The 20,440-nt window shown below is 68.4% G+C and carries 18 protein-coding genes; 10 read left to right on the forward strand and 8 right to left on the reverse strand.

The annotated features are described in order from the left end of the window. The first annotated feature begins 81 nt into the window (after positions 1–81). Positions 82–1,464, forward strand: coding sequence for an NAD(P)-dependent oxidoreductase (locus HS053_RS06865; protein WP_174210468.1), 1,383 nt, complete (start codon positions 82–84; stop codon positions 1,462–1,464). Positions 1,465–1,470: 6 nt separating this feature from the next. Here HS053_RS06865 and HS053_RS06870 read toward each other — a convergent pair whose 3' ends face one another. The 4 genes from HS053_RS06870 to HS053_RS06885 form a co-directional block, all read right to left on the reverse strand. Next, positions 1,471–1,716 carry an accessory factor UbiK family protein gene (locus HS053_RS06870; RefSeq protein ID WP_174210469.1) on the reverse strand — a complete coding sequence of 82 codons (246 nt, stop codon included), beginning with the start codon at positions 1,714–1,716 and terminating at the stop codon, positions 1,471–1,473. Positions 1,717–1,794: 78 nt separating this feature from the next. After that, entirely contained in the window at positions 1,795–2,571 is a 777-nt protein-coding gene (locus HS053_RS06875; RefSeq protein ID WP_174210470.1) for a hydroxypyruvate isomerase family protein, read from the reverse strand. Beyond that, positions 2,571–3,158 carry a DUF1285 domain-containing protein gene (locus HS053_RS06880; protein WP_174210471.1) on the reverse strand — a complete coding sequence of 196 codons (588 nt, stop codon included), beginning with the start codon at positions 3,156–3,158 and terminating at the stop codon, positions 2,571–2,573. Before HS053_RS06880 ends, HS053_RS06875 begins: the two co-directional genes overlap by 1 nt. A gap of 43 nt (positions 3,159–3,201) precedes the next feature. Then, on the reverse strand, positions 3,202–4,092 hold the full coding sequence (locus HS053_RS06885; RefSeq protein ID WP_174210472.1) for a bestrophin family protein: 891 nt from the start codon (positions 4,090–4,092) through the stop codon (positions 3,202–3,204). Positions 4,093–4,249: 157 nt separating this feature from the next. Between HS053_RS06885 and HS053_RS06890 the strand changes: the two genes are divergently transcribed. Genes HS053_RS06890 through HS053_RS06905 form a run of 4 tightly spaced genes read left to right on the forward strand, consistent with a single transcriptional unit; the run spans position 4,250 to position 10,990 of the window. After that, positions 4,250–5,254, forward strand: a complete 1,005-nt coding sequence (locus HS053_RS06890; RefSeq protein WP_174210473.1) for an AAA family ATPase — start codon at positions 4,250–4,252, stop codon at positions 5,252–5,254. After that, positions 5,251–6,132, forward strand: a complete 882-nt coding sequence (locus HS053_RS06895) for a DUF58 domain-containing protein (protein WP_194245508.1) — start codon at positions 5,251–5,253, stop codon at positions 6,130–6,132. The genes HS053_RS06890 and HS053_RS06895 overlap by 4 nt, the downstream gene beginning before the upstream one ends. Then, positions 6,129–8,927, forward strand: a complete 2,799-nt coding sequence (locus HS053_RS06900; RefSeq protein WP_347233303.1) for a DUF4159 domain-containing protein — start codon at positions 6,129–6,131, stop codon at positions 8,925–8,927. The genes HS053_RS06895 and HS053_RS06900 overlap by 4 nt, the downstream gene beginning before the upstream one ends. Next, on the forward strand, positions 8,924–10,990 hold the full coding sequence (locus tag HS053_RS06905; protein WP_174210474.1) for a hypothetical protein: 2,067 nt from the start codon (positions 8,924–8,926) through the stop codon (positions 10,988–10,990). Before HS053_RS06900 ends, HS053_RS06905 begins: the two co-directional genes overlap by 4 nt. A 91-nt stretch (positions 10,991–11,081) precedes the next feature. Here the strand turns inward: HS053_RS06905 and HS053_RS06910 are convergent, their stop codons facing one another. Continuing rightward, positions 11,082–11,774 carry a DUF599 domain-containing protein gene (locus HS053_RS06910; RefSeq protein ID WP_174210475.1) on the reverse strand — a complete coding sequence of 231 codons (693 nt, stop codon included), beginning with the start codon at positions 11,772–11,774 and terminating at the stop codon, positions 11,082–11,084. A 119-nt stretch (positions 11,775–11,893) separates the two neighbouring features. Between HS053_RS06910 and HS053_RS06915 the strand changes: the two genes are divergently transcribed. The 5 genes from HS053_RS06915 to HS053_RS06935 all read left to right on the forward strand — a co-directional run bounded on the left by HS053_RS06915 (position 11,894) and on the right by HS053_RS06935 (position 17,221). Continuing rightward, positions 11,894–13,327 carry an FAD-linked oxidase C-terminal domain-containing protein gene (locus HS053_RS06915; RefSeq protein ID WP_174210476.1) on the forward strand — a complete coding sequence of 478 codons (1,434 nt, stop codon included), beginning with the start codon at positions 11,894–11,896 and terminating at the stop codon, positions 13,325–13,327. Positions 13,328–13,392: 65 nt separating this feature from the next. Then, entirely contained in the window at positions 13,393–14,481 is a 1,089-nt protein-coding gene (locus HS053_RS06920; RefSeq protein WP_174210536.1) for an FAD-binding protein, read from the forward strand. Beyond that, positions 14,481–15,752, forward strand: coding sequence for a glycolate oxidase subunit GlcF (gene glcF / locus HS053_RS06925; protein WP_174210477.1), 1,272 nt, complete (start codon positions 14,481–14,483; stop codon positions 15,750–15,752). Before HS053_RS06920 ends, glcF begins: the two co-directional genes overlap by 1 nt. Positions 15,753–15,817: 65 nt before the next feature. Further along, a complete protein-coding gene (locus tag HS053_RS06930) occupies positions 15,818–16,603 on the forward strand; it encodes a trypsin-like serine peptidase (RefSeq protein WP_174210478.1) in 786 nt (261 codons plus the stop codon). 141 nt (positions 16,604–16,744) lie between these two features. Further along, entirely contained in the window at positions 16,745–17,221 is a 477-nt protein-coding gene (locus tag HS053_RS06935) for an Hsp20 family protein (protein WP_174210479.1), read from the forward strand. 84 nt (positions 17,222–17,305) lie between these two features. On the opposite strand, the gene HS053_RS06940 is transcribed toward HS053_RS06935, so the two are convergent. The 3 genes from HS053_RS06940 to HS053_RS06950 all read right to left on the reverse strand — a co-directional run bounded on the left by HS053_RS06940 (position 17,306) and on the right by HS053_RS06950 (position 20,386). After that, a complete protein-coding gene (locus tag HS053_RS06940; protein ID WP_206677583.1) occupies positions 17,306–17,731 on the reverse strand; it encodes a cupin domain-containing protein in 426 nt (141 codons plus the stop codon). Between the two features lie 118 nt (positions 17,732–17,849). Beyond that, a complete protein-coding gene (locus tag HS053_RS06945) occupies positions 17,850–19,853 on the reverse strand; it encodes a vWA domain-containing protein (RefSeq protein ID WP_174210480.1) in 2,004 nt (667 codons plus the stop codon). Next, positions 19,850–20,386, reverse strand: a complete 537-nt coding sequence (locus HS053_RS06950) for an RNA polymerase sigma factor (RefSeq protein WP_174210481.1) — start codon at positions 20,384–20,386, stop codon at positions 19,850–19,852. Before HS053_RS06950 ends, HS053_RS06945 begins: the two co-directional genes overlap by 4 nt. Between the last annotated feature and the right edge of the window lie 54 nt (positions 20,387–20,440).

Here is a 20,440-nt window from a genome sequence, read left to right on the forward strand (position 1 = left end):
CGCAAATCTTTGCATTGGGGCTTGTGGTTCCCGCCCTTGCACGGTGGTATCGGCTGCGCTGCCGCCCCGGATGAGGAAACCATGGCCGACCAAGCCCCGCCCCGACACCCCCCGCGTATTCTGATCGTCGATCTGCTGGGCCTTGCCCCCGCGGCCGATGGCGGCACCGACCATTCGGCGGCGCAGCGCCATGTCGAGGCGCGCGGCGGCGTCTTTCACATCGGATCGGCGCGGGGTCTTGCAGCGCCACAGGACGGACGCCCGCAGTTTCATTACCTGCCCATGCTCTCGACCGAGGCGGAATTGCTGGCCGAGGCGGGAGACGGGCTTTACGATGCGGTGATCGCGGCAGCGACGATCCTGCCCGCAGGTTGCCGCTTCGACCGGGGTGGCGTGCGGATCGGTGCGGGCACCGGCAACATGCGTTCGGCCAGTTGGGGTGGCGGCGATGGCGCGGGCGGCGTGGCGCCGCTGATGAACACGCCCGGCATCAACGCCCGCGCCACGGCTCAGATGGCAATGAAGGCGCTGTTGCGGGTGCGGCCCGACCTGCCGGTGGAAGAACTGAACCGGCTGGTCGGAGAGGGTCGGTTCGACACCGGGCGCGATCTTGTCCGTTATCCCACGGCCAAGCTGGAAGGTCAGGTGATGGCCGTGATCGGCTATGGCAACATCGGGCGTGAGGTGGCCAAGCTGGCCCGCGCTTTTGGGATGCAGGTGCGGATTTTCGCCCGCGCCCGGCACCGCGACTGGATCGAGAGCGAGGGGTTTGACCATGCGGCAACCCCGGTGGCGGCGGCACGCGGCGCCCATGCGATCAGCGTGCATACCGGGCTGGGGCCGATGGGCCCGGCGGGCTATGCCAATGCCGGGCTAATCGGGGCCGAGGTGATGGCGGCACTGGCACCGGGGGCGGTGGTGATCAACTATGACCGTGGGGAACTGGTCGATGTGGCGGCGCTGGGGGCGGCGCTGGCTTCGGGGCAGGTCGGTCATGCGGCGATTGATGCCGACCTTTTCCGCGATGCGACGAGCGGGGCACTCTCGGGGCCGATGCTGCCCTATCTGAGCCTCTTGCCCGCCCATGCTGCGCGGCTCTCTCTTCTGCCCCATGCGGCGGCGGATACCGACCATCCGACGCGGGTGGCAGGGGCCATTCAGGCCATCGACCAGATACTGGACGCGCTGCAAAAGGGCGTCGTCCGCAACCTAAAGGGTGACCTGCCCACAGGTTATACCGATGGCGGGCCGACGCGGATTGCCGGGATGGGCAGCGTTTCGGGCGCCGATCTGGCGGTGCTGGCGGCGGCGGGGCAACTGGACCGGCTGCGCGCCCTCGCCGCCGAACTGACGGCAGAGCTTGACAGCCGGTCAAACCCCGAGGCGCTGCTGATGGCCTGCAACCGGCTGGCGGCGCATCTGCGCGCCTGCGGGCTTGAGGGGCGCTACAGCGATCAGGGCTGACGGCGGTCAGCCCAGCTTTGCCTCAAGCGCGGCGATACGGGCCTCAAGCGCGGTGTTCTCTTCCCGCGCCTTCTGGGCCATGGCGCGGACGGCATCGAATTCCTCGCGGGTGACGAAATCGCGGTCGGCCATCCAGCGGTCGATGAAGCTTTTCATCGCGGTTTCCGCTTCGGTCCGCGCGCCCTGCGCCACGCCCATGGCCGAGGTCATCAGCTTGGACATGTCGTCAAAAAGCTTGTTTCCGGGTTGCATGGCAGCCTCCTGTTCTGTGCGGCCTATATGGGCCAGCGGGGGAGCCGTGGCAAGGCGGCGGGCTGCCCCAGCCCCCGTTCACGCACCGATCAGCCGCGACCGCGCCTTGAGCGCCTGCAACCAGGCGAGCCCATGCACCGTGGCCCGGGCGGGGCGGTATTCGGCGGCGATCCAACCGTCATAACCCGCCGCGTCCAGTTCGGAACACAGCCCCGTCAGGTCGAACCCGCCGCCGCCCGGTTCGTTCCGGCCGGGGAAACCGGCGATCTGCACATGGGCAACGCGGGCGCGGTGGCGATCCCAGACGGCTTGCGGATTTCCGTGGATGCGGGCGGCGTGCCAGAGGTCGAATTGCAGCCCCACCGTCGGCAGGGCAAGATCATCCAGAATCCGCCCCGTCTGATCGAAGTCGTTCAGGAAATAGCCCGGCCAGTCATCGGGGTTCAGCGGCTCCAGCACCAGTTGCTGCGCCGGGGCCTGAGCTGCGGCCCAGGCAAGGTTTTCGGTGAACACCGCCTCGGCCTGCGGCCCGCGTGCCACGCCCGCCATGATATGGATAGAGCGCGCGCCCAGCCGCCCCGCCACATCGGCGGCGCGCAGAAAGCTGTCGCGGAACCGCCCCTCTTCGCCCGGCACGGCGGCAAAGCCCCGGTCACCCGAGGCCCAGTCGCCCGGCGGCGTGTTGATCAGGGCCAGCGGCAGCCCCGCCAGCGCCGCCTCCCAGTCCTTGACTGGCTGGTCATAGGGGAACAGGATCTCGGCCCCGTCGAACCCCGCCTGCGCCGCAAGGCCCGGCCGATCGAGCGCGGGAACTTCGGTGAAGAGCATCGTCAGGTTTGCGGCGAAACGGGGCATCAGGCCAATTCTGCAGAAGGGATGATCGGAAAGAAACGTCCCTGCGACCAGAGGCCGAACCAGTCCTGCCCGTCAAGCCTTTCATGCGTGCCAAGCTCGATCAGCCGGTAGAAGCTTTTGCGGTCGATCAGCGCCTCAAGCCCGCGGCGGACGTGGACATAGGGCGCAGGCTCGCCGGTTTCGGGGTCGCGCACCACGCGGATGGGGTTTTCGGCGCTGGCCGTCACCTCATCCTCGGTCTTGGTGAAAAACCGCAGCGATTGCGCGGCCCCCTGACCCGTCACCTCGAAATCGACGGCCAGAAGCGGGGCGTCATCCACCTTGATCCCGACCTTTTCAACTGGGGTGACAAGGTAATAGCGGCCGTCTTCCAGTTTCAGGATCGACGAGAACAGCTTGACCAGCGGCATCCGCCCGAAAGGCGTGCCAAGGTAATACCACGTCCCGTCGCGGGCGATGCGGATGTCGAGGTCACCGCAGAACGGCGGGTTCCACAGATGCACCGGCGGCGGTCCCTTGCGGCTGGCCGCCTTGACCGAAGCGGCCAGCCCTTCGGCCGAGGGCGGGGGGGGGTTGGTGTCGCTCATGCCGCAAACCTAGGGCCTTGGCGCCGGAATTGCCATGCCCCCGTCAGCCAAGGTGAAAGTTCACCGGCCGCAGCGGCGGTGGGGCCGTCTCGCCCAGATGCGGCGCAAGGCTGATCTCGGCGGCGCGGCAGATGGCATCCAGCGGCAGCGCGTTCAGCGTGGTGCCAAACGGGTGGCTCAATTCCTCGGTCACCTCGGCCAGCCCAAGGAAAACATAGGCCACGATGCCGACAAAGACCGGCGTCAGCCAGCCCGCCGGCTGGATCAGCGCGAGCGGCAGCAGAAGGCAATAAAGATAAGTCGTGCGGTATATCAGCAGCGAATAGACATAGGGCAAGGGCGTAACCGCAATCCGCTCGCACCCCGCCTGTTGCAGCGCGATGCTGGCCAGCCGCCCGGTCAGGCTGCGCGCGCCGAAGCCGTCGATGCGGCCATCGGTGCGGGCGGCGGCAAGCTCACGCGCCATCAGGTCCAGCGCGCCGCAGGGTGGGTGCGGATGCTCTTGCAGCCCCGGCGCCCGCGCCAGCACCTCGGCATCGCCGGTCAGGCGGCGCAGATTGGCGCGGTGGAGGTGGATGAAGGCAAGCGCCTGACGCAACAATCCCTGCCGCAGCGCGGGGTCGGGAACGAAGACCTCGACCTCGCGCGCAAAGGCCCGCAGATCGGCCAGAAGCCCGCCCCAAAGCTTGCGCGCCTCCCACCAGCGGTCATAGGCGGCGTTGTTGCGGAACCCCAGAAACAGCGACAGCGCGATACCGAACACCGTGAAAGCCGTGCCATCGGCATGGGGCAGCACCTGCCAGCGCCGGTCCACCCAGACCATGGCCGCCGTCACCCCCATCAGCACCAGAAGGTTGGGCAGGATATGCGGCAACACCGATCCGCGCACCGCCAGAACCAGATCGCGCAGGCGCGGCTTGTCTCGGATGATCATGGGCCACCTCCGGGCAGGTTTCCGCCCAAGTCCTGCACCAGCCGGGCAGATTTCACAATCAATTGTCGGTGGCATTTCGCCCGGAATGCGTTTGGCATTTGTGCCCGGGCCCCGGATTGGCTCATATGGCGGCAATTGCCCCTTGCGGAGACCCGAGATGACCGATCCCACCCAGCTTGTCGCCGAGATCGAAGCTTTGGCCGAGCGTCTGGGCCGTGCCCGCAGCTCGGTTGCCGGACGGTTCATCGGGCAGGAAGCGGTTGTGGATCAGGTGCTTGCCGCGCTGGTCTGCGGTGGGCACGCGCTGCTGGTGGGTCTGCCGGGGTTGGGCAAGACGCTTTTGGTCGATACCTTGGCCACAGTGATGGGGTTGCAGTCGAACCGCATCCAGTTCACGCCCGACCTGATGCCCGCCGATATCCTTGGCTCCGAAGTGCTGGACAGCGCCGCCGACGGCAGCCGCGCCTTCCGTTTTATCGAGGGGCCGGTGTTCTGCCAGCTTCTGATGGCCGATGAAATCAACCGGGCCAGCCCGCGCACCCAATCGGCCCTGTTGCAGGCGATGCAAGAGCGCGAGGTGACGATCGCCGGGCAGCACCGCCCCCTTGGCCGCCCGTTCCATGTGCTGGCCACCCAGAACCCGATCGAGCAGGAAGGCACCTATCCCCTGCCCGAGGCGCAGCTTGACCGTTTTCTGTTGCAGGTCGATGTCGCCTATCCCAGCCGCGCGGCGGAACGCGCAATCCTTCTGGCCACCACCGGCGCGACCGAAAGCAGCGCCCATGCCGTCTTTGATGCCGAGGGTCTGATTGCGGCGCAAAGCGTGATCCGTCGGATGCCGGTGGGCGAAGCGGTGGTCGAGGCGATCCTTGACCTCGTGCGCGCCTGCCGCCCGGGCGAAGCCGAGGGCAGCAGCGTTGCCGGGTCGCTGGCATGGGGTCCGGGGCCGCGTGCGGCGCAGGCTCTGATGCTGACAGTGCGGGCGCGGGCGCTCTTGGAGGGGCGGCTTGCCCCCGGCATCGCCGATGTCGCCGCCATGGCCAAGCCGGTGCTGGAACACCGCATGGCGCTGTCCTTTGCCGCGCGGGCGCGGGGCGAAACCCTGTCGGGGCTGATCGACCGCATGGTGGGGCAGGTTCTGCGGCTTGAGGCTGCGGCTTGATCCAGCCCGCCGATCTCCGCGCCGACCTTCGCGCCCGGGCCGAAGCACTTGGCCAATCGCTGCCCGCGCTCTTGGCCGAAGCGGACCAACTGGCGCGCTCGGTGCAACTGGGCGCCCATGGCCGCCGCCGCGCCGGGCAGGGGGACGAGTTCTGGCAATACCGCCCCGCCCATGCCGGGGATGCCGCGCGCAGCATCGACTGGCGCCGCTCCGCCCGGTCTGACACGCATTTCGTGCGCGAACGCGAATGGCAGGCGGTGCAATCCGTCACGCTCTGGGTGGACCGCGCCCGCGCCATGGGCTTTTCCGGCGATGCCAACCGCCCGGCCAAGGCCGACCGTGCCCGGCTTCTGGCGCTGGCGCTGGCGGTTCTCTTGCTGCGCGGAGGGGAGCGGGTGGGCCTTGCCGGCGGCGATCCGCCGCGCCCGGGACGTGCGCAACTGATGCCGCTTCTGGCGCAACTCGATGGCGACGCGCCCGAGGATTTCGGCGCACCGCTGACCGCCGGGCTGGTGCCGCATGGCCGTGCCGTCTTCCTGTCGGATTTCCTCGGCCCCCTCCCTCCGCTTGAGGCGGCGCTGGCCGAAGCAACCGAACAGGGCGTGCGCGGCGCGCTGTTGCAGGTGCTGGACCCGGCCGAAGAGGAATTTCCCTTTGGCGGGCGGGTGATCTTCGCCTCGATGGGCGGCACCCTCAGCCATGAAACCCAAAGTGCCGCCGAATTGCGCGCCCGCTACCTTGACCGTCTGGCAGAGCGCAAGGCGCGGCTGGCCGATCTGGCCCGTTCGGCAGGTTGGCATTTCAGCACGCATCACACCGGGCAACCGGCGCAATCGGCGCTGCTGTGGCTCTATCAGGCGCTGGAGGGCGGGCGGTGATCGCAGGGCTGGCCTTCACCACGCCCTGGCTTTTGCTGGGGCTGCTCGCCTTGCCGGTGCTGTGGCTGCTGTTGCGCGCCATTCCGCCCGCGCCGATCCGCCGCCGCTTTCCGGGTGTCGCCCTGCTTCTGGGGCTTGAGGACAAGGACCGTCAGGCCGACCGCACGCCTTGGTGGCTTTTGCTGCTGCGGGCGCTGGCGGTGGCGGCGGCGATCCTCGGCTTCGCCGGGCCGATCCTGAATCCTGAACCCGGCCAGCCGGGCACCGGGCCGCTGGTGATCCTGCTGGACGGTGGCTGGGCCGATGCCCGCGACTGGGCGCGGCGGCAAGAGCGGGCACTTGCCGCGCTGGAAGAGGCGGGCCGCGCCGGACGCCCGGTGGCGGTGGCTTCGCTGGCCGACACGCCGCAAGCCCTGCTGCCCGGCACGGCGGCCGACTGGCAGGGCCGCCTTGGCGCGCTGCAACCCAAACCCTGGCTGCCGCAGGATCTGGCGGCATGGGGCACCAACCTGCCGGAAGGCGGGTTTGAAACCCTTTGGCTCTCGGACGGCCTCGCCCATCCCGGGGCCGACGATCTTGCGGCGGCCCTTCTGGACCATGGCCCGCTGCGCGTTGTCGCCTCGCCCCGGCCGCTTTACGCCCTGCATCCCGCCCTGTTCGACGGTGGCAAGATCAGGCTGGCCGCCAGCCGCAGCCCGGCGACCACCGAAACCACGGTTGAAATCAGCGCCCGCGGCCCCGATCCTTCGGGCACGGACCGCGAACTTGCCCGCCTGCCCCTGACCTTTGCCGCAGGCGCCCCGCGCGCCGAGGCCGAACTGGACCTGCCGCCGGAACTCCGCAACCGCATCACCCGCTTTGAGATTCTGGGCCAGCGCACAGCGGGGGCGGTGTCGCTGACCGATGACACGCTCAAGCGGCGCAAGGTGGCAATCCTGTCGGGCGGAGCCGACCGCGAGGGGATGCAGCTGCTGTCGCCCACCCATTACCTGCGGCAGGCGCTGTCGCCGGTGGCCGATCTTCTCGACGGCAGCCTGTCCGATGTGTTGCCGGCCAAGCCGGATGTGATCATCCTTGCCGATGTCGCCCGGTTGACCCAATCGGAACAGGACGGGCTGCTGGACTGGCTGGACGGCGGCGGGTTGCTGTTGCGCTTTGCCGGGCCGCGTCTGGCTGCTTCGGACGTGGCGCGCGGCGACGAAGACCCGCTGATGCCGGTGCGCCTGCGCGAAGGGGGCCGCGCCGTCGGCGGCTCGATGAGTTGGGGGGAGCCGAAGACGCTGGCCCCCTTCCCCGAAGGTTCGCCCTTCCACGGGCTGGCGGTGCCGCCCGAGGTGACGGTGACCGAACAGGTTCTGGCCCAGCCCGACCCCGAGCTTGCCGGGCGCACCATTGCCGCGCTGGCCGATGGCACGCCCCTTGTCACCCGCAAGGCTGTGGGCGCCGGGCAGGTGGTGCTGGTGCATGTGACCGCCAATGCCGAATGGTCCAGCCTGCCGCTTTCGGGCCTTTTCATGCAGATGCTCGAACGGCTGGCAGTTTCGACCCGCGCCGGTGGCGGGGCGGAACAGGTGCAGGGCCTGACCTGGGCACCCGAGCGGCTGCTGGACGGCTATGGCCAGTTGGCCGATGCCGGGCAACTGGCGGGCGTGCCGGGAGAGACGATGGCAAAGGTTCTGACCACGGGCCCCGGCCCCGCCGCCCCGCCCGGGCTTTACCGCAATGAAGAGCGGCGGGTGGCCGTGAATGCCGTCAATGCGGAAACTGCGCTGACGCCCGCAAGCTGGCCCCTTGCCGCCACGGTCGAGGGGCTTGAGACCGCCCGCGCGCTGGCGCTCAAGGGCTGGCTTCTGGCAGGGGCGCTGGTGCTGCTGGCGCTGGATGTTCTGGCGGCGCTGGCGCTTTCGGGCCGGTTGCCGGGCCTGCGCCGGGCGGTGACGGTGCCGATGCTGGCCGCAACCCTGCTGGCCGGGGCCGTTCTGGCGCCCGGGAGCCTGCGCGCGCAGGAGGCGGCCCCGCCGCCCGACCCCGCCGCCGATGCCCGCGCCATCGAGGCGACGCGCGGCGTGGTTCTGGCCCATGTGCTGACCGGCGACGCCAAGGTGGACGAGGTGGCCGATGCGGGCCTGCGCGGTCTTGGCGAAGAACTCTGGCGCCGCACCGCGATCGAACCCGAAGAGCCGATGGGCGTCGATCTGGAAACCGATGAGCTGGCCTTCTACCCCTTCCTCTACTGGCCCGTCACGGCAAATCAGCCCCTGCCCTCGCCCGCCGCCTATGCCAAGCTGAACCGCTTCTTGCGCACCGGCGGGATGATCCTGTTCGACACCCGCGATGGCGATGTTGCAGGTTATGGCGGCGGCGCCACGCCCGAGGCGCAGGTGTTGCAGGTCATCGCCGCCGGGCTGGACATTCCGCCGCTGGAACCCCTGCCGCGCGACCATGTGCTGACCCGCAGCTTCTATCTCTTGCAGGAATTTCCCGGCCGCTACAACGCGCCCGACCTCTGGGTCGAGGCGGCGCCACCCGATGCCACTCTGGAAGACGGAATGCCCTTCCGCCGCCTGAATGACGGGGTGACGCCGGTCATTCTGGGCGGCAATGACTGGGCCGGGGCCTGGGCCATCCGCCCCGATGGCAGCCCGATGTTCGCCGTGGGCCGCGGGGCCGCTGGCGAACAGATGCGCGAAATCGCCTATCGCTTTGGCATCAACGTGGTGATGCATGTGCTGACCGGCAATTACAAATCCGATCAGGTCCATGTGCCTGCACTGCTGGAAAGGCTGGGGCAATGAGCCGCTCGGTCCTCTTTGACCCTCTGCTGCCGCTGCCGCTCTTCTGGGGCCTTATGGCGCTGGCGGTGCTGCTGGTGGGGCTGGCGGCGCTGCGCGGCCTGCGCGGCTGGCCGTTTCGCGCACTGGCGGCGCTGGCGTTGCTGGCCGCACTGGCCAATCCGGTGCTGCAAGAGGAAGACCGCAAACCCCTCAGCGACATCGTGATCGCCGTGGTCGATGACAGCGCCTCGCAGCGCCTGTCGGACCGCCCCGCCCAGACGGAAGAGGCGCTGGCCCGGCTGACCGCAGCCGTCGCCGCGCTGGACAATACCGAATTGCGCGTCACTCGCTTTGCCGATGGCGCCGACGATGCCGGAACCCTTGCCATGACTGCGCTGGCCGAGGCGGTGGCCGCCGAGCCGCAGGCGCGCATCGCGGGGGCCGTGCTGATCAGCGACGGGCAGGTGCATGATCTGGCGCTGGCGCCGTCGCTGCCCGCGCCGCTGCATGTGCTGCTGACTGGGCGGCAGACCGATTGGGACCGTCGCCTGATCGTCACCGACGCCCCCGCCTTTGCCATTCTGGGCGAAGAGTTCACCCTGAAACTGCGGATCGACGATCAGGGCGCCCTGCCGACCGATCTGGGGGCTTCGGTGGACCTCACGCTTTCGGTGGATGCCGAAGAGCCGGTCACCTTCACCGTGCCCACCAACACCGACCTTGAACTGCCGGTCACCCTGCCCCATGCCGGGCAGAACGTGCTGCAATTCTCGGTCGCGGGGGTCGCGGGGGAACTGACTGACCGCAACAATGCCGCCGTGGTGCAGATCAACGGCGTGCGCGACCGTCTGCGGGTTCTGCTCGTCTCGGGTGAGCCGCATACAGGCGAGCGGGTCTGGCGCAACCTTCTGAAATCCGACCCTTCGGTGGACCTCGTGCATTTCACCATCCTGCGCCCGCCGGAAAAGCAGGATGGCGTCCCGGTCGAGGAACTGTCGCTGATCGCCTTTCCCACGCGGGAGTTGTTCGTTGAAAAGATCACCGAATTCGACCTGATCATCTTTGACCGCTACCGGATGCGGGGCATCCTGCCGATGGAATACATCGACAATGTGGTGCGCTATGTGCGCGGCGGCGGCACGGTTCTGGTGGCGGCGGGACCCGAGTTTGGCGCCGTGGACAGCCTCTGGCGCTCGCCTCTGGCCGAGATTCTGCCGGTCGAACCCACCTCGCGCGTGATCGAGGGCGGGTTCCGCCCGGCGCTGACCGAAATCGGCCGCCGCCATCCGGTGACCGAGGGGCTTGAGGCGCTGGCGCCCGAAGGCGGCTGGGGCCGCTGGTTCCGGCTGATCGACGTGCGCCCGATTGCCGGGCAGGTGGTGATGTCGGGGCCGCAGGACAAGCCGCTTCTGGTGCTGGACCGGGTGGAACAGGGCCGGGTGGCGGTTCTCGCCTCGGATCAGGCATGGCTCTGGGGGCGCGGGTTTGAGGGCGGCGGGCCGCAACTGGAACTCTTGCGGCGGCTGGCGCATTGGATGCTGAAAGAGCCGGAGCTGGAGGAAGAAGCGCTGATGGCCGCCGCCAATGGCGATGTGATGACCATCACCCGCCGCACCCTGCAGGCCGAACCGCCGGGGGATGTGACGATCACCGCGCCGGATGGCACCGCGCAGCCGGTGCCGATGGTGCAGCAAAGCCCTGGCCGCTGGACGGTGGAGTGGAAGGCGCCCGGCGTCGGGCTATACCGGCTGGAACAGGGCGATCTGGTGCGGGTGGTGGCAGTCGGCCCGCCTGCCCCGCGCGAATTTGTCGAAACGCTGGCCAGCGCCCTGCCGATGACGCCGGCGGTGGCGCCCATGCAGGGCGGCATCCTGCGGCTGGAAGACGGCTTTCCCACCCTGCGCGAGGTGCGCCCCGGCCGCCCCGCCGCCGGGCGTGGCTGGCTGGGCCTGACGCCGCGCGGCGCCTCGGTGACCGAGGATCTGCAGGTCTCGCCGCTGATGCCGGGCTGGGTTCTGCTGCTGGTCGCGGCGGGCTTTGCGCTGGGGGCATGGCTGGCCGAGGGGCGGCGGCGGAGCGCATAAGGCCGGGGGCGCGCAGGTGGCAAATGGCGATGCCTCCGGCGGGAGTATTTCGAAAGGTGCAAATCCGGGGCAGGCAGGCGGGAGGGCAATCTCAGGCTTTGCGCAGCATGATCGCGCGCGATTGCGAGGCGAATTCGCGGCGGATCAGGATGGCGGTGGTCGCCAGCGTGGCCCCGATCAGCCCCCATGGCCCCAGAAGCCAGCCCAGCCCGCCCAGCGCGAAATAGATCGAGCGCAGGCCGCGGTTGAAGCTTTTGGCGGCATGGATGTTCACCTCCCCCGCCTGTTCGGCCCGGTGATAGGCTTGCGGGTCGGCCGGATCGTTGGGCACCGAGGCCATCAGGATCGCGCAATAGCCGAACAGCCGGTGCGCCCAGATGAACTTCAACAGCGCATTGGCGAGCAGGCCCACCACCAGCAAGCCGCGCATTTGCAGGCCCGACGGCTCGGTCGGCAGGGTCAGGTCGCGCGCAAGGCCCAGCACCGGCGCGGGATTGCCGATCAGCGCCACCCCGCCGCCAATGGCGATCATCGAGGCCGAGGCGAAGAACGCCGTGCTTTGCCGCAGGTTGTCGATCATCGTCGCGTCAAAGATGCGGGGCTGGCGCGTCACGAACTGGCGCATCCAGTCATGGCGATAGCTTTGCATGATCAGGCTGACCGAGGGGCGGCTGGCGGGTGGATGCTCGATCAACCGGCCCACGATCAGCCATGCCGCCAACAGCGTCGCCAGGGCGATCAGGTCAAGGGGTGACAGCGGGCCAAGATGGATCAGGTCGGGCATAGCCAAGGCTAGGCCAGCGCCCGGCGCGGGAAAAGCCGGAAAACGCAGCGGGGCGCGGGAAAGACTTGCCTGAATGGCGAAATTGGTTATATTTTCTTACCAGAACAGGGAGGTTCGCCATGGAAATGCCTCTGCCCGATCCGTCGGTGCTGTCGCGCCGCGCGGCGATTGTCGCCGGGCTGCGGGCGATCCTGCCCGGCGATGCCGTGATCGACGATCCGGCCGAAACCCGCGCCTATGAATGCGACGGGCTGGCCGCCTATCGCTGTGCGCCGCTGGCCGCCGTGCTGCCGCGGACCACGGGCGAAGTCGCGGCGGTTCTGGCCTTTTGCCATCGCCAAGGCGTGCCGGTGGTGCCGCGCGGGGCGGGCACCTCGCTTTCAGGTGGAGCGATGCCAACGGCGGATTGCGTGATCCTTGGTGTGGCGCGGATGAATGCCGTGCTGGAAACCGATTACGACAACCGCTTTATCCGCGTGCAGTCGGGCCGCACCAATCTGTCGGTGACCGGCGCGGTCGAGGCGGAGGGGTTCTTTTACGCCCCCGATCCGTCCAGCCAGTTGGCCTGCGCCATTGCGGGCAATGTGGCGATGAATTCGGGCGGGGCGCATTGCCTGAAATACGGGGTGACGACGAACAACCTCTTGGGCGTGACGCTGGTGCAGATGGATGGCACGGTGGTCGAATTGGGCGGGCCTTGGGCGGAAACCGCCGGGCTGGACCTGCTGGGCGTGGTCTGCGGGTCCGAGGGGCAGTTGGGCGTGGTGACCGAGGCCACGCTGCGCATCCTGCCCAAGCCCGAAGGGGCAAGGCCGGTGCTGGTCGGCTATGCCTCGAACGCCGTCGCGGGCGAATGTGTATCGGACATCATCAAGGCGGGCATCCTGCCGGTGGCCATTGAATTCATGGACCGCCCCTGCATCCGCGCCTGCGAAGCCTTTGCCAAGGCGGGCTACCCGGATTGCGAGGCGCTGTTGATCATCGAGGTCGAAGGCAGCCCGGCGGAAATCGACGAGCAACTGACCCGGATCAAGGCCATCGCGCTGCGCCACAACCCGGTGGAGCTGCGCGAGGCGGCGGATGAAGAGCAGGCCCGGCGCATCTGGCTGGGCCGCAAATCGGCCTTTGGCGCCATGGGGCAGATCAATGATTACATGTGTCTGGACGGCACGATCCCGGTCTCGGCCCTGCCGCATGTGCTGCGCCGCATTGGCGAGATGAGTGCGGAATTCGGCCTTGAGGTCGGCAATGTCTTTCACGCGGGCGATGGCAACATGCATCCGCTGATCCTGTTCGATGCCAACAAGCCCGGCGATCTGGAACGGTGCGAGGCTTTTGGCGCGGAAATCCTCAAGCTTTGCGTCGAGGTCGGCGGCTGTCTGACGGGGGAGCATGGTGTGGGCATCGAGAAGCGCGACCTGATGGGCGTGCAGTTCGAGGCGGCGGATATGGAGGCGCAGATGGCGGTGAAGGATGTGTTCGATCCGCGCTGGCTCTTGAACCCGGCCAAGGTATTTCCGCTGGAGATCAGCGCCGGGCGGCGCGCCGGTTGAGAGCGCAGGGGGCCGTCTGCCCCCGGACCCCCGAGGATATTTGGGAACAGATGAAAGGGCAGCAGATGCGGCCTGCCAGCGAGGCGGAACTGAGTGAGACGATCCGGGGGGCGGGCGGCCCCTTGCGCGTGGTCGGCGGCGGCACGCGGGGGCCGGGCAATCTGCCGGGTGTGGCGCTGGAAACCGGCGGTCTGGCGGGAGTGCGGCTTTATGAACCCGGCGCGCTGACGCTGGTGGCGGGGGCGGGCACGCCTTTGGCCGAGGTCGAGGCGCTTCTGGCGGGGGAGCGGCAGCGGCTGGCCTTTGAGGTGCCGGATCTGCGCCAGCTTCTGGGGCGCGAAGGGGTCTCGACGCTGGGCGGGGTGGCGGCGGCCAATGCCGGCGGGCCGCGTCGGGTGCAGGCGGGGGCGGCCCGCGACAGCCTAATCGGGCTGCGCTTTGTCGATGGCGCGGGCCATGTGGTGAAGAACGGCGGGCGGGTGATGAAGAATGTCACCGGCTATGATCTGGTCAAGCTTCTGGCGGGCAGCCATGGCACGCTGGGCGTGATCACCGAGGTCAGCCTGAAATTGCAGGCGATGCCCGAGGCCGAGACCACGTTGATCGCCGAAGGGCTGGATGATGCCACGGCGCTGACGCGGCTGCGGGCGGCGCTTGGCACGCCCTATGACGTGTCAGGCGCGGCGCATATCGGCGGGCGGACGCTGTTGCGGATCGAGGGGCTGGAAGGCTCGGTCGCCTATCGCGCCGGGGCGTTGCGCTCGGTTTTGGGCGGCGATTGGGTGCTGGCGAGCAGAGCGGAAAGTGCCGCGCTCTGGCGGCAGGTGCGCGATGTGGCACCCTTTGCCGGGGCCGCGGGGGCCATCTGGCGGCTGGTGGTGCGGCCTTCGGCGGCGGCAGGGATTGTCGCGGCCCTGCCGGGGGCGCGGGCGGTCTATGACTGGGGCGGCGGGTTGATCTGGCTGCTCACGGAGGCCCGGGCCGATGTGCGGGCGGCGGTGGCGGGCCATGGCCATGCCATGCTGATCCGCCCGCTGCCGGGCATGACGGTGCCGGTCTTTCCGGCCGAGGCGCCTGCCGTGGCGGCCTTGTCACGCGGTTTGCGGGCGAAATTCGACCCGCGCGGCATTCTGAATGCGGGGGTCATGGGCTGATGCAGACCAATTTCACCGAGGCCCAACTGGCCGAGCCGGGCATTGCGCGGGCCAATGACATTCTGCGCGCCTGCGTGCATTGCGGCTTCTGCACCGCGACCTGCCCGACCTATCAGGTTCTGGGCGATGAACTCGACAGCCCGCGGGGCCGCATCTACCTGATCAAGGACATGCTGGAGCAGGGCCGGCCTGCCGATGAAAAGACCGTCAAGCACATTGACCGCTGCCTGTCCTGCCTTGCCTGCATGACGACCTGCCCTTCAGGCGTGCATTACATGCATTTGATCGACCACGCCCGCGCGCATGTGGAAAAGACCTACCGCCGCCCGCTCTCGGACCGGCTGCTGCGCTGGGTGCTGGCGCGGGTGATCCCCTATCCGGGCCGCTTCCGGCTGGCGCTCTTGGGGGCGAAGATGGCGCGGCCTTTTGCCCGGCTTTTGCCTGATGCCCGGTTGCGGGCCATGGTGGCGATGGCGCCCAAGGTGGTGCCGCCGGTCAGCCGCAATGACGATCCGCAGGTCTTTCCGGCCAAGGCCGAGCGGCGGATGCGAGTGGCGCTGATGACGGGTTGCGCGCAGAAGGCGCTGAACACCGATATCAACGATGCCACGATCCGCCTGTTGCGCCGTCTGGGCTGCGAGGTGGTGATCCCCAAGGCGATGGGCTGCTGCGGCGCGCTGACCCATCACATGGGCCGCGAGGATGAGGCGCATGGCTTTGCCGCCGCCAATATCGCCGCCTTCATGGCCGAGAAACGCGCGGGCGGGCTTGATGCCATCGTCATCAACACCTCGGGTTGCGGCACCACGGTCAAAGATTACGGCCATATGCTGGGCACGGCAGAGGCGGCCGAAGTGGCGGCGCTGGCGATGGATGTCAGCGAGCTTCTGGTGAAGCTGGGCCTGCCGGAAGGGGCGCCCAAGGGGCTGCGGGTGGCCTATCACGCCGCCTGTTCGCTGCAACACGGCCAACAGGTGAAGACCGCGCCGAAGGATTTGCTGAAACGGGCAGGATTTACCGTGGTGGAGCCTGCCGACAGCCATCTGTGTTGCGGTTCGGCGGGCACCTACAACCTGTTGCAGCCCGAGATTTCGGCGGAACTCAAGCGGCGCAAGGTGGCCACGCTGGAGGCGAAGACGCCCGACGTGATCGCAGCGGGCAATATCGGCTGCATGATGCAGATCGGCTCGGGCACCGGCATTCCGGTGGTGCATACGGTAGAGCTGCTGGATTGGGCCATGGGCGGGCCAAGGCCGCGTGCCTTGCCCTGACACCGGGATTGCCACGTTTTTGCCGCATTCCGGGTCTAGCCCGGACCTCTGAATTCGGAGGACCGATGCGGCGATTGCCCGTCTTGCTTGCGGCCCTTGTGGCCTTTCCTGCCCTTGTCGAGGGTCGGGGGCTTGTCAGTCTGCAGACCGGCGACGACCAGCGCGGCTGGGAGGCGGTGGGGCGGCTGGAGCTGGGCAGCCGGGGCTTTTGCACCGGCACGCTGATTGCCGATGATCTGGTGCTGACCGCCGCGCATTGCCTGTTCGACAAGGCGACGGGTGCGCGCCACGACATCGGCGATATCGAATTCCGGCTGGGCCTGCGCAATGGCCGCGCCGAAGCCTATCGCGGGGTCAAGGCGGCGGCGGTGCATCCCGATTACGTCTATGCCGGGGTCGATAACCTTGACCGGGTGGCCTATGACCTTGCGCTTTTGCAACTGGATCAGCCGGTGCGCCTGCCGCAGGTCCATCCCTTTGCCACCGGCGCACAGCCCCGGACCGGCGATACGGTTGGCGTGGTCTCCTATGCGCAGGACCGGGCCGAAGTGCCCGCGCTGGAACCCGATTGCGGCGTGCTGGACAAGGGGCCGGATATTCTGGTGCTGTCTTGCGATGTCGATTTCGGCTCCTCGGGTGCGCCGGTGTTTCATGTGGGGCCAGACGGGCGGGCGGTGGTCGTTTCGGTCATTTCCGCCAAGGCCGAGGTCGAGGGCCGCAAGGTCGCGCTTGGCACCGCGCTGGACAGCGGGCTGACGCTGCTCAAGGCCGAGTTGGGGCTGGATGCGCCGGGCAAGGTGCGGCTTCTGTCGGCGGGCGGCAGCGGCGGGGCCAAGTTCATCAAGCCGTGACCCCGGGCGCTATCGCCCCTTGAAACCGCGCAAAAGCCTCCCCAGATCAATCATGCTCCGGTGCCAATCCGGGCCGGGGCGCCTGAACCGCCTGCGCCCGGATGGGGCAGGCCCCTGACATCGCTTCCCAAGGAGGATGACATGCGTGGTTTCGACTTCGCTCCGCTTTACCGTGCCACCGTCGGCTTTGACCGCATCGCCGATCTGATGGACCGCGCGCTGACCGCCGATGTGGCCCAGCCCACCTATCCGCCCTACAACATCGAAAAGACCGCCGAGGATGCCTATCGCATCTCGATTGCCGTCGCCGGTTTCACGCCCGAAGAACTCTCGGTTGAGGTGAAGGACGGCGCGCTGCATGTCGCCGCCCGCAAGACCCCCGATCAGGCCGAGAAAGCCTATCTGCACCGCGGCATCGCCACCCGCGCGTTCGAGCGCCGCTTTGCGCTGGCCGATCATGTCCGCGTGACGGGTGCCGCGCATGAGCATGGCATGTTGCACATCGACCTTGTGCGCGAAACGCCCGAGGCGCTGAAACCCCGCCGCATCGAGATTGGCCGCCCCGCCGCGACCGAACCGAAACAGGTTGAGGCCAAGGCACTGGAAGCGACCGTCTGAGCCCTCTTCCCCGCAAAACCGAAGGCCCGCCCCCGAATCGGGGCGGGCCTTTTCCTGTCGGAACTGCGGGAGCGGCGGCCCGGGTCAGCCTGGAACCGGCACCAGCCCGTGCCGCGCCATCACCTCGCCGACGCGCGCGGGGTCGGGCGGGCCGCCCACCGCCATCAGCGCCGCAAGGTCGCGGAAATATTCCGACCCCAAAACGCCGGGCGCGATCATCACCAGCGCACGCGCCGGGGCCTCGCTGCGGTTGATGAAGTGATGAACGGCACCGCGCGGGATAAAAAGATGCCCGCCCGGCGCAAGCTCGGTCGCGGTGCCAGAGAGGGTCCAGATCATGCTGCCCTCAAGCCCATAGACGGTTTCGTCCCAGTTGCTGTGGTAGTGCGGCGCGGGCACCTTGGCGCCGGGAGGTACGGTCAGCTCAAACAGCGCCATGCTGTCCTTGCTGTCGCTGCGGTCGATCAGGAAACGGATGGTCAGTTGGCCGATACGGATCGGGTCATGCACGTTGGGCCTCCGGTAAACTGCGAATGTGGAATCGGGAAAATGCAGGGCAAGGCTAGCCGCGCCTCGCTGCGGCAGGCAAGGGCGGCGTTGGCCCGGCCCGCCGCCGCCCGAACCGCAGTCAGTGGTCAAGCGCCATGGCCAGCCGCATCAGCGTCACCGCCTCGGCGCGGTAGCCGAAGGGGTCTTCGCCCCGCGCCCCTTGGGCCAGGGCGATCATCTGCGGCCAGCCCCAGTCGCCCAGATATTTCGCGCCGCGCAACTGCTGGCCAAAGCCCGCGATGGCCACGGCAAAGCGGGCATCATCGCCGGGCGCGGCGGTTTCAGGCAGGATCGGGGTTTCCTGTAGCGTGCTGGCCGTTTCCCCCGGCGCCACCGAGCGCAGGCGCAGAAAACCCAACTCCCCCCCGCCCGTGGCCGGTGCTGCAGCGCCATAGCGCAGCGGATCGTTCAGCAGGGCCGGGCTGCCCGGTGCCGTCACCTCATAAATCGCGGTGACCTGCGCCCCGGCGCCGATATCGCCGGCATCCACCTTGTCATTGTTGAAATCCTCGCGCGCCAGCGCCCGGGTTTCATAGCCGATCAGCCGGTATTCCGCGACCTGCGCAGGGTTCCATTCGATCTGGATTTTCACATTGTCGGCAATGGGATAAAGCGCGCCCGAAAGCTGATCGACCAGCACCTTGCGCGCTTCCGACAGCGTATCGATATAGGCGGCCGTGCCATTGCCGTTCTGCGCCAGCGCCTGCATCGTGGCGTCGTCCAGATTGCCCCGGCCAAAGCCCAGCACCGACAGATAGCTGCCCGAGGCGCGCTTGCCTTCGATATAGGTCTTCAGCGCGTCGGGGTCGTCAATCCCGACGTTGAAATCGCCATCGGTGGCCAGAAGGACGCGGCTGACCTCACCCTGCCCTGCCATCCCCTCGGCCACCTGATAGGCCAGCCTTATGCCCTCGGCCCCGGCGGTGGAACCGCCCGCCGCCAGTTGATCCAGCGCGGCAAGGATGGTCACCCGCTCGCCCGCCGCCGTGGGCGGCAGCACCAGCCCGGCGGACCCGGCATAGGCGACAATGGCCACCTGATCATCGGCCCGCAATTCCGGCAGCATCAGCGCCAGCGACTGTTTCAAGAGCGGCAGCTTGTTGGCGTCCTCCATGCTGCCCGACGTGTCGATCAGGAACACCAGATTCAGCGGCGGGCGTTCGGTGACCTGCGCGCCCTGAATGCCGATATGCACCAGACGGGTGCCCGCATTCCAGGGCGTCGGCATCACCGTGACGGTGGGGCGGAATGCTTTACCCGCTTCGGGTGCCGGATAGGCATAGGGGAAGTAATTCACCATCTCCTCGACCCGCACCGCTTGCGGATCGGGCAACACACCCGCCATCAGCGACGAGCGGACAACGGCATAAGAGGCCGTGTCCACGTCGATGGAAAAGGTCGAAACCGGCTCTTCTGCCGTCACATGCACCGGATTGACGGCGGCATTGGCGAAGGTCTCGGTGTTTTCCGGCGGCGGCAGTGGCATGTCCGGCAGGATACCACCCGCCGGAGCGGCGGCAGCGATGGCACCCGTCATGGCATCGGCCATGGCATCAGGGGCGACTTCGGCCATCGCCTGGGGTGCGGCGGCCCGCTTGGCAGCGGCCTTGGGCGCCGGGGCGGGAACGGGCTCGGGTGCCGGTTCGGACGCGAGCCGGGCAAGCGCCTCGGGCGGCGGGGCGGCATCGGTCTCTGCATCCGCAGTTTCGGCCAGAACCGGCGCCTCGGGGCGCTGGCGCGGCTTGGTCTCGGCAACCGGCGCCTGCGCGGTGGGACGTTCGCCGCGGCCCGGCAGATGGTCCGTCAGCGGCAACACAACGGCAAAGCCGATCAGCAGCGCAGCGGCAGAGGTAGAGGCGGCAAGAAGCGGTCGGGTATTGAAGGTTTTCAGCATGGCAATCACTCCGGCAATGACCCCCGCCTGTGCTGGCGGGCTGTCATTGGAACGGGCGGCTGCGGCCGATCCTTGGAGCCGGTCGAAATTTTCCATCGCCTGCGCCATGGCGCGGGCGCGCGCCTGCGGGTCGGGCGCCGGGGGGGCCTGTTTCAGCGCGGCGCGCAGGGCGTCGAAATCATCCGTCATCGGGCCTCCTCGGCGGCCATCGCCTTGAGCCGTTTCTTCACATCCGACATCCGCCAGGCAATGGTGCCCTCGGACACGCCCAGCACCGCCGCAGCCTGCGCCTGTGTCAGTTCCTCGCCCAGAACCAGCGCCACGGTGTCGCGCAACTCGGGCGAAAGCCGGGTCATGGCGGCCGTCAGCCAGTCAAGCGCCTCGGCCTCTTCGGCGATCTGGTCCTGCCGGGCGATTTCCCAATCGCCCCAGCCCGCAGCGGCACGGCTGCGCACCGCCTGACGGCGGCGCAAGTCATGGGTGGCATTGACCACCACCCGGTAAAGCCATGTGGTAAAGCGCGCTTCTGCCCGCCAGCGTGCCAGTTTCGCCGGCAGCGCGGCGCAGATTTCCTGCGCCAGATCCTCGGCATCGGCGCGGCTGCCGGTCAGCCGGAAGGCCAGCGCGAAGATGCGGTCATAATGCCGGCCCAGCAGCACGGCAAAAGCCGCGCGGTCACCGCCCGCAGCGGCTTCGGCAAGGGTTTCGTCGGGCGTATCCATCAACATGACAATGCTTCGACGCGGGCCAGGAGGCAATCCTTGGCCCGCGCCGGG

This window comes from Tabrizicola fusiformis, from assembly GCF_013328815.1.
Lineage (GTDB): Bacteria > Pseudomonadota > Alphaproteobacteria > Rhodobacterales > Rhodobacteraceae > Fuscibacter.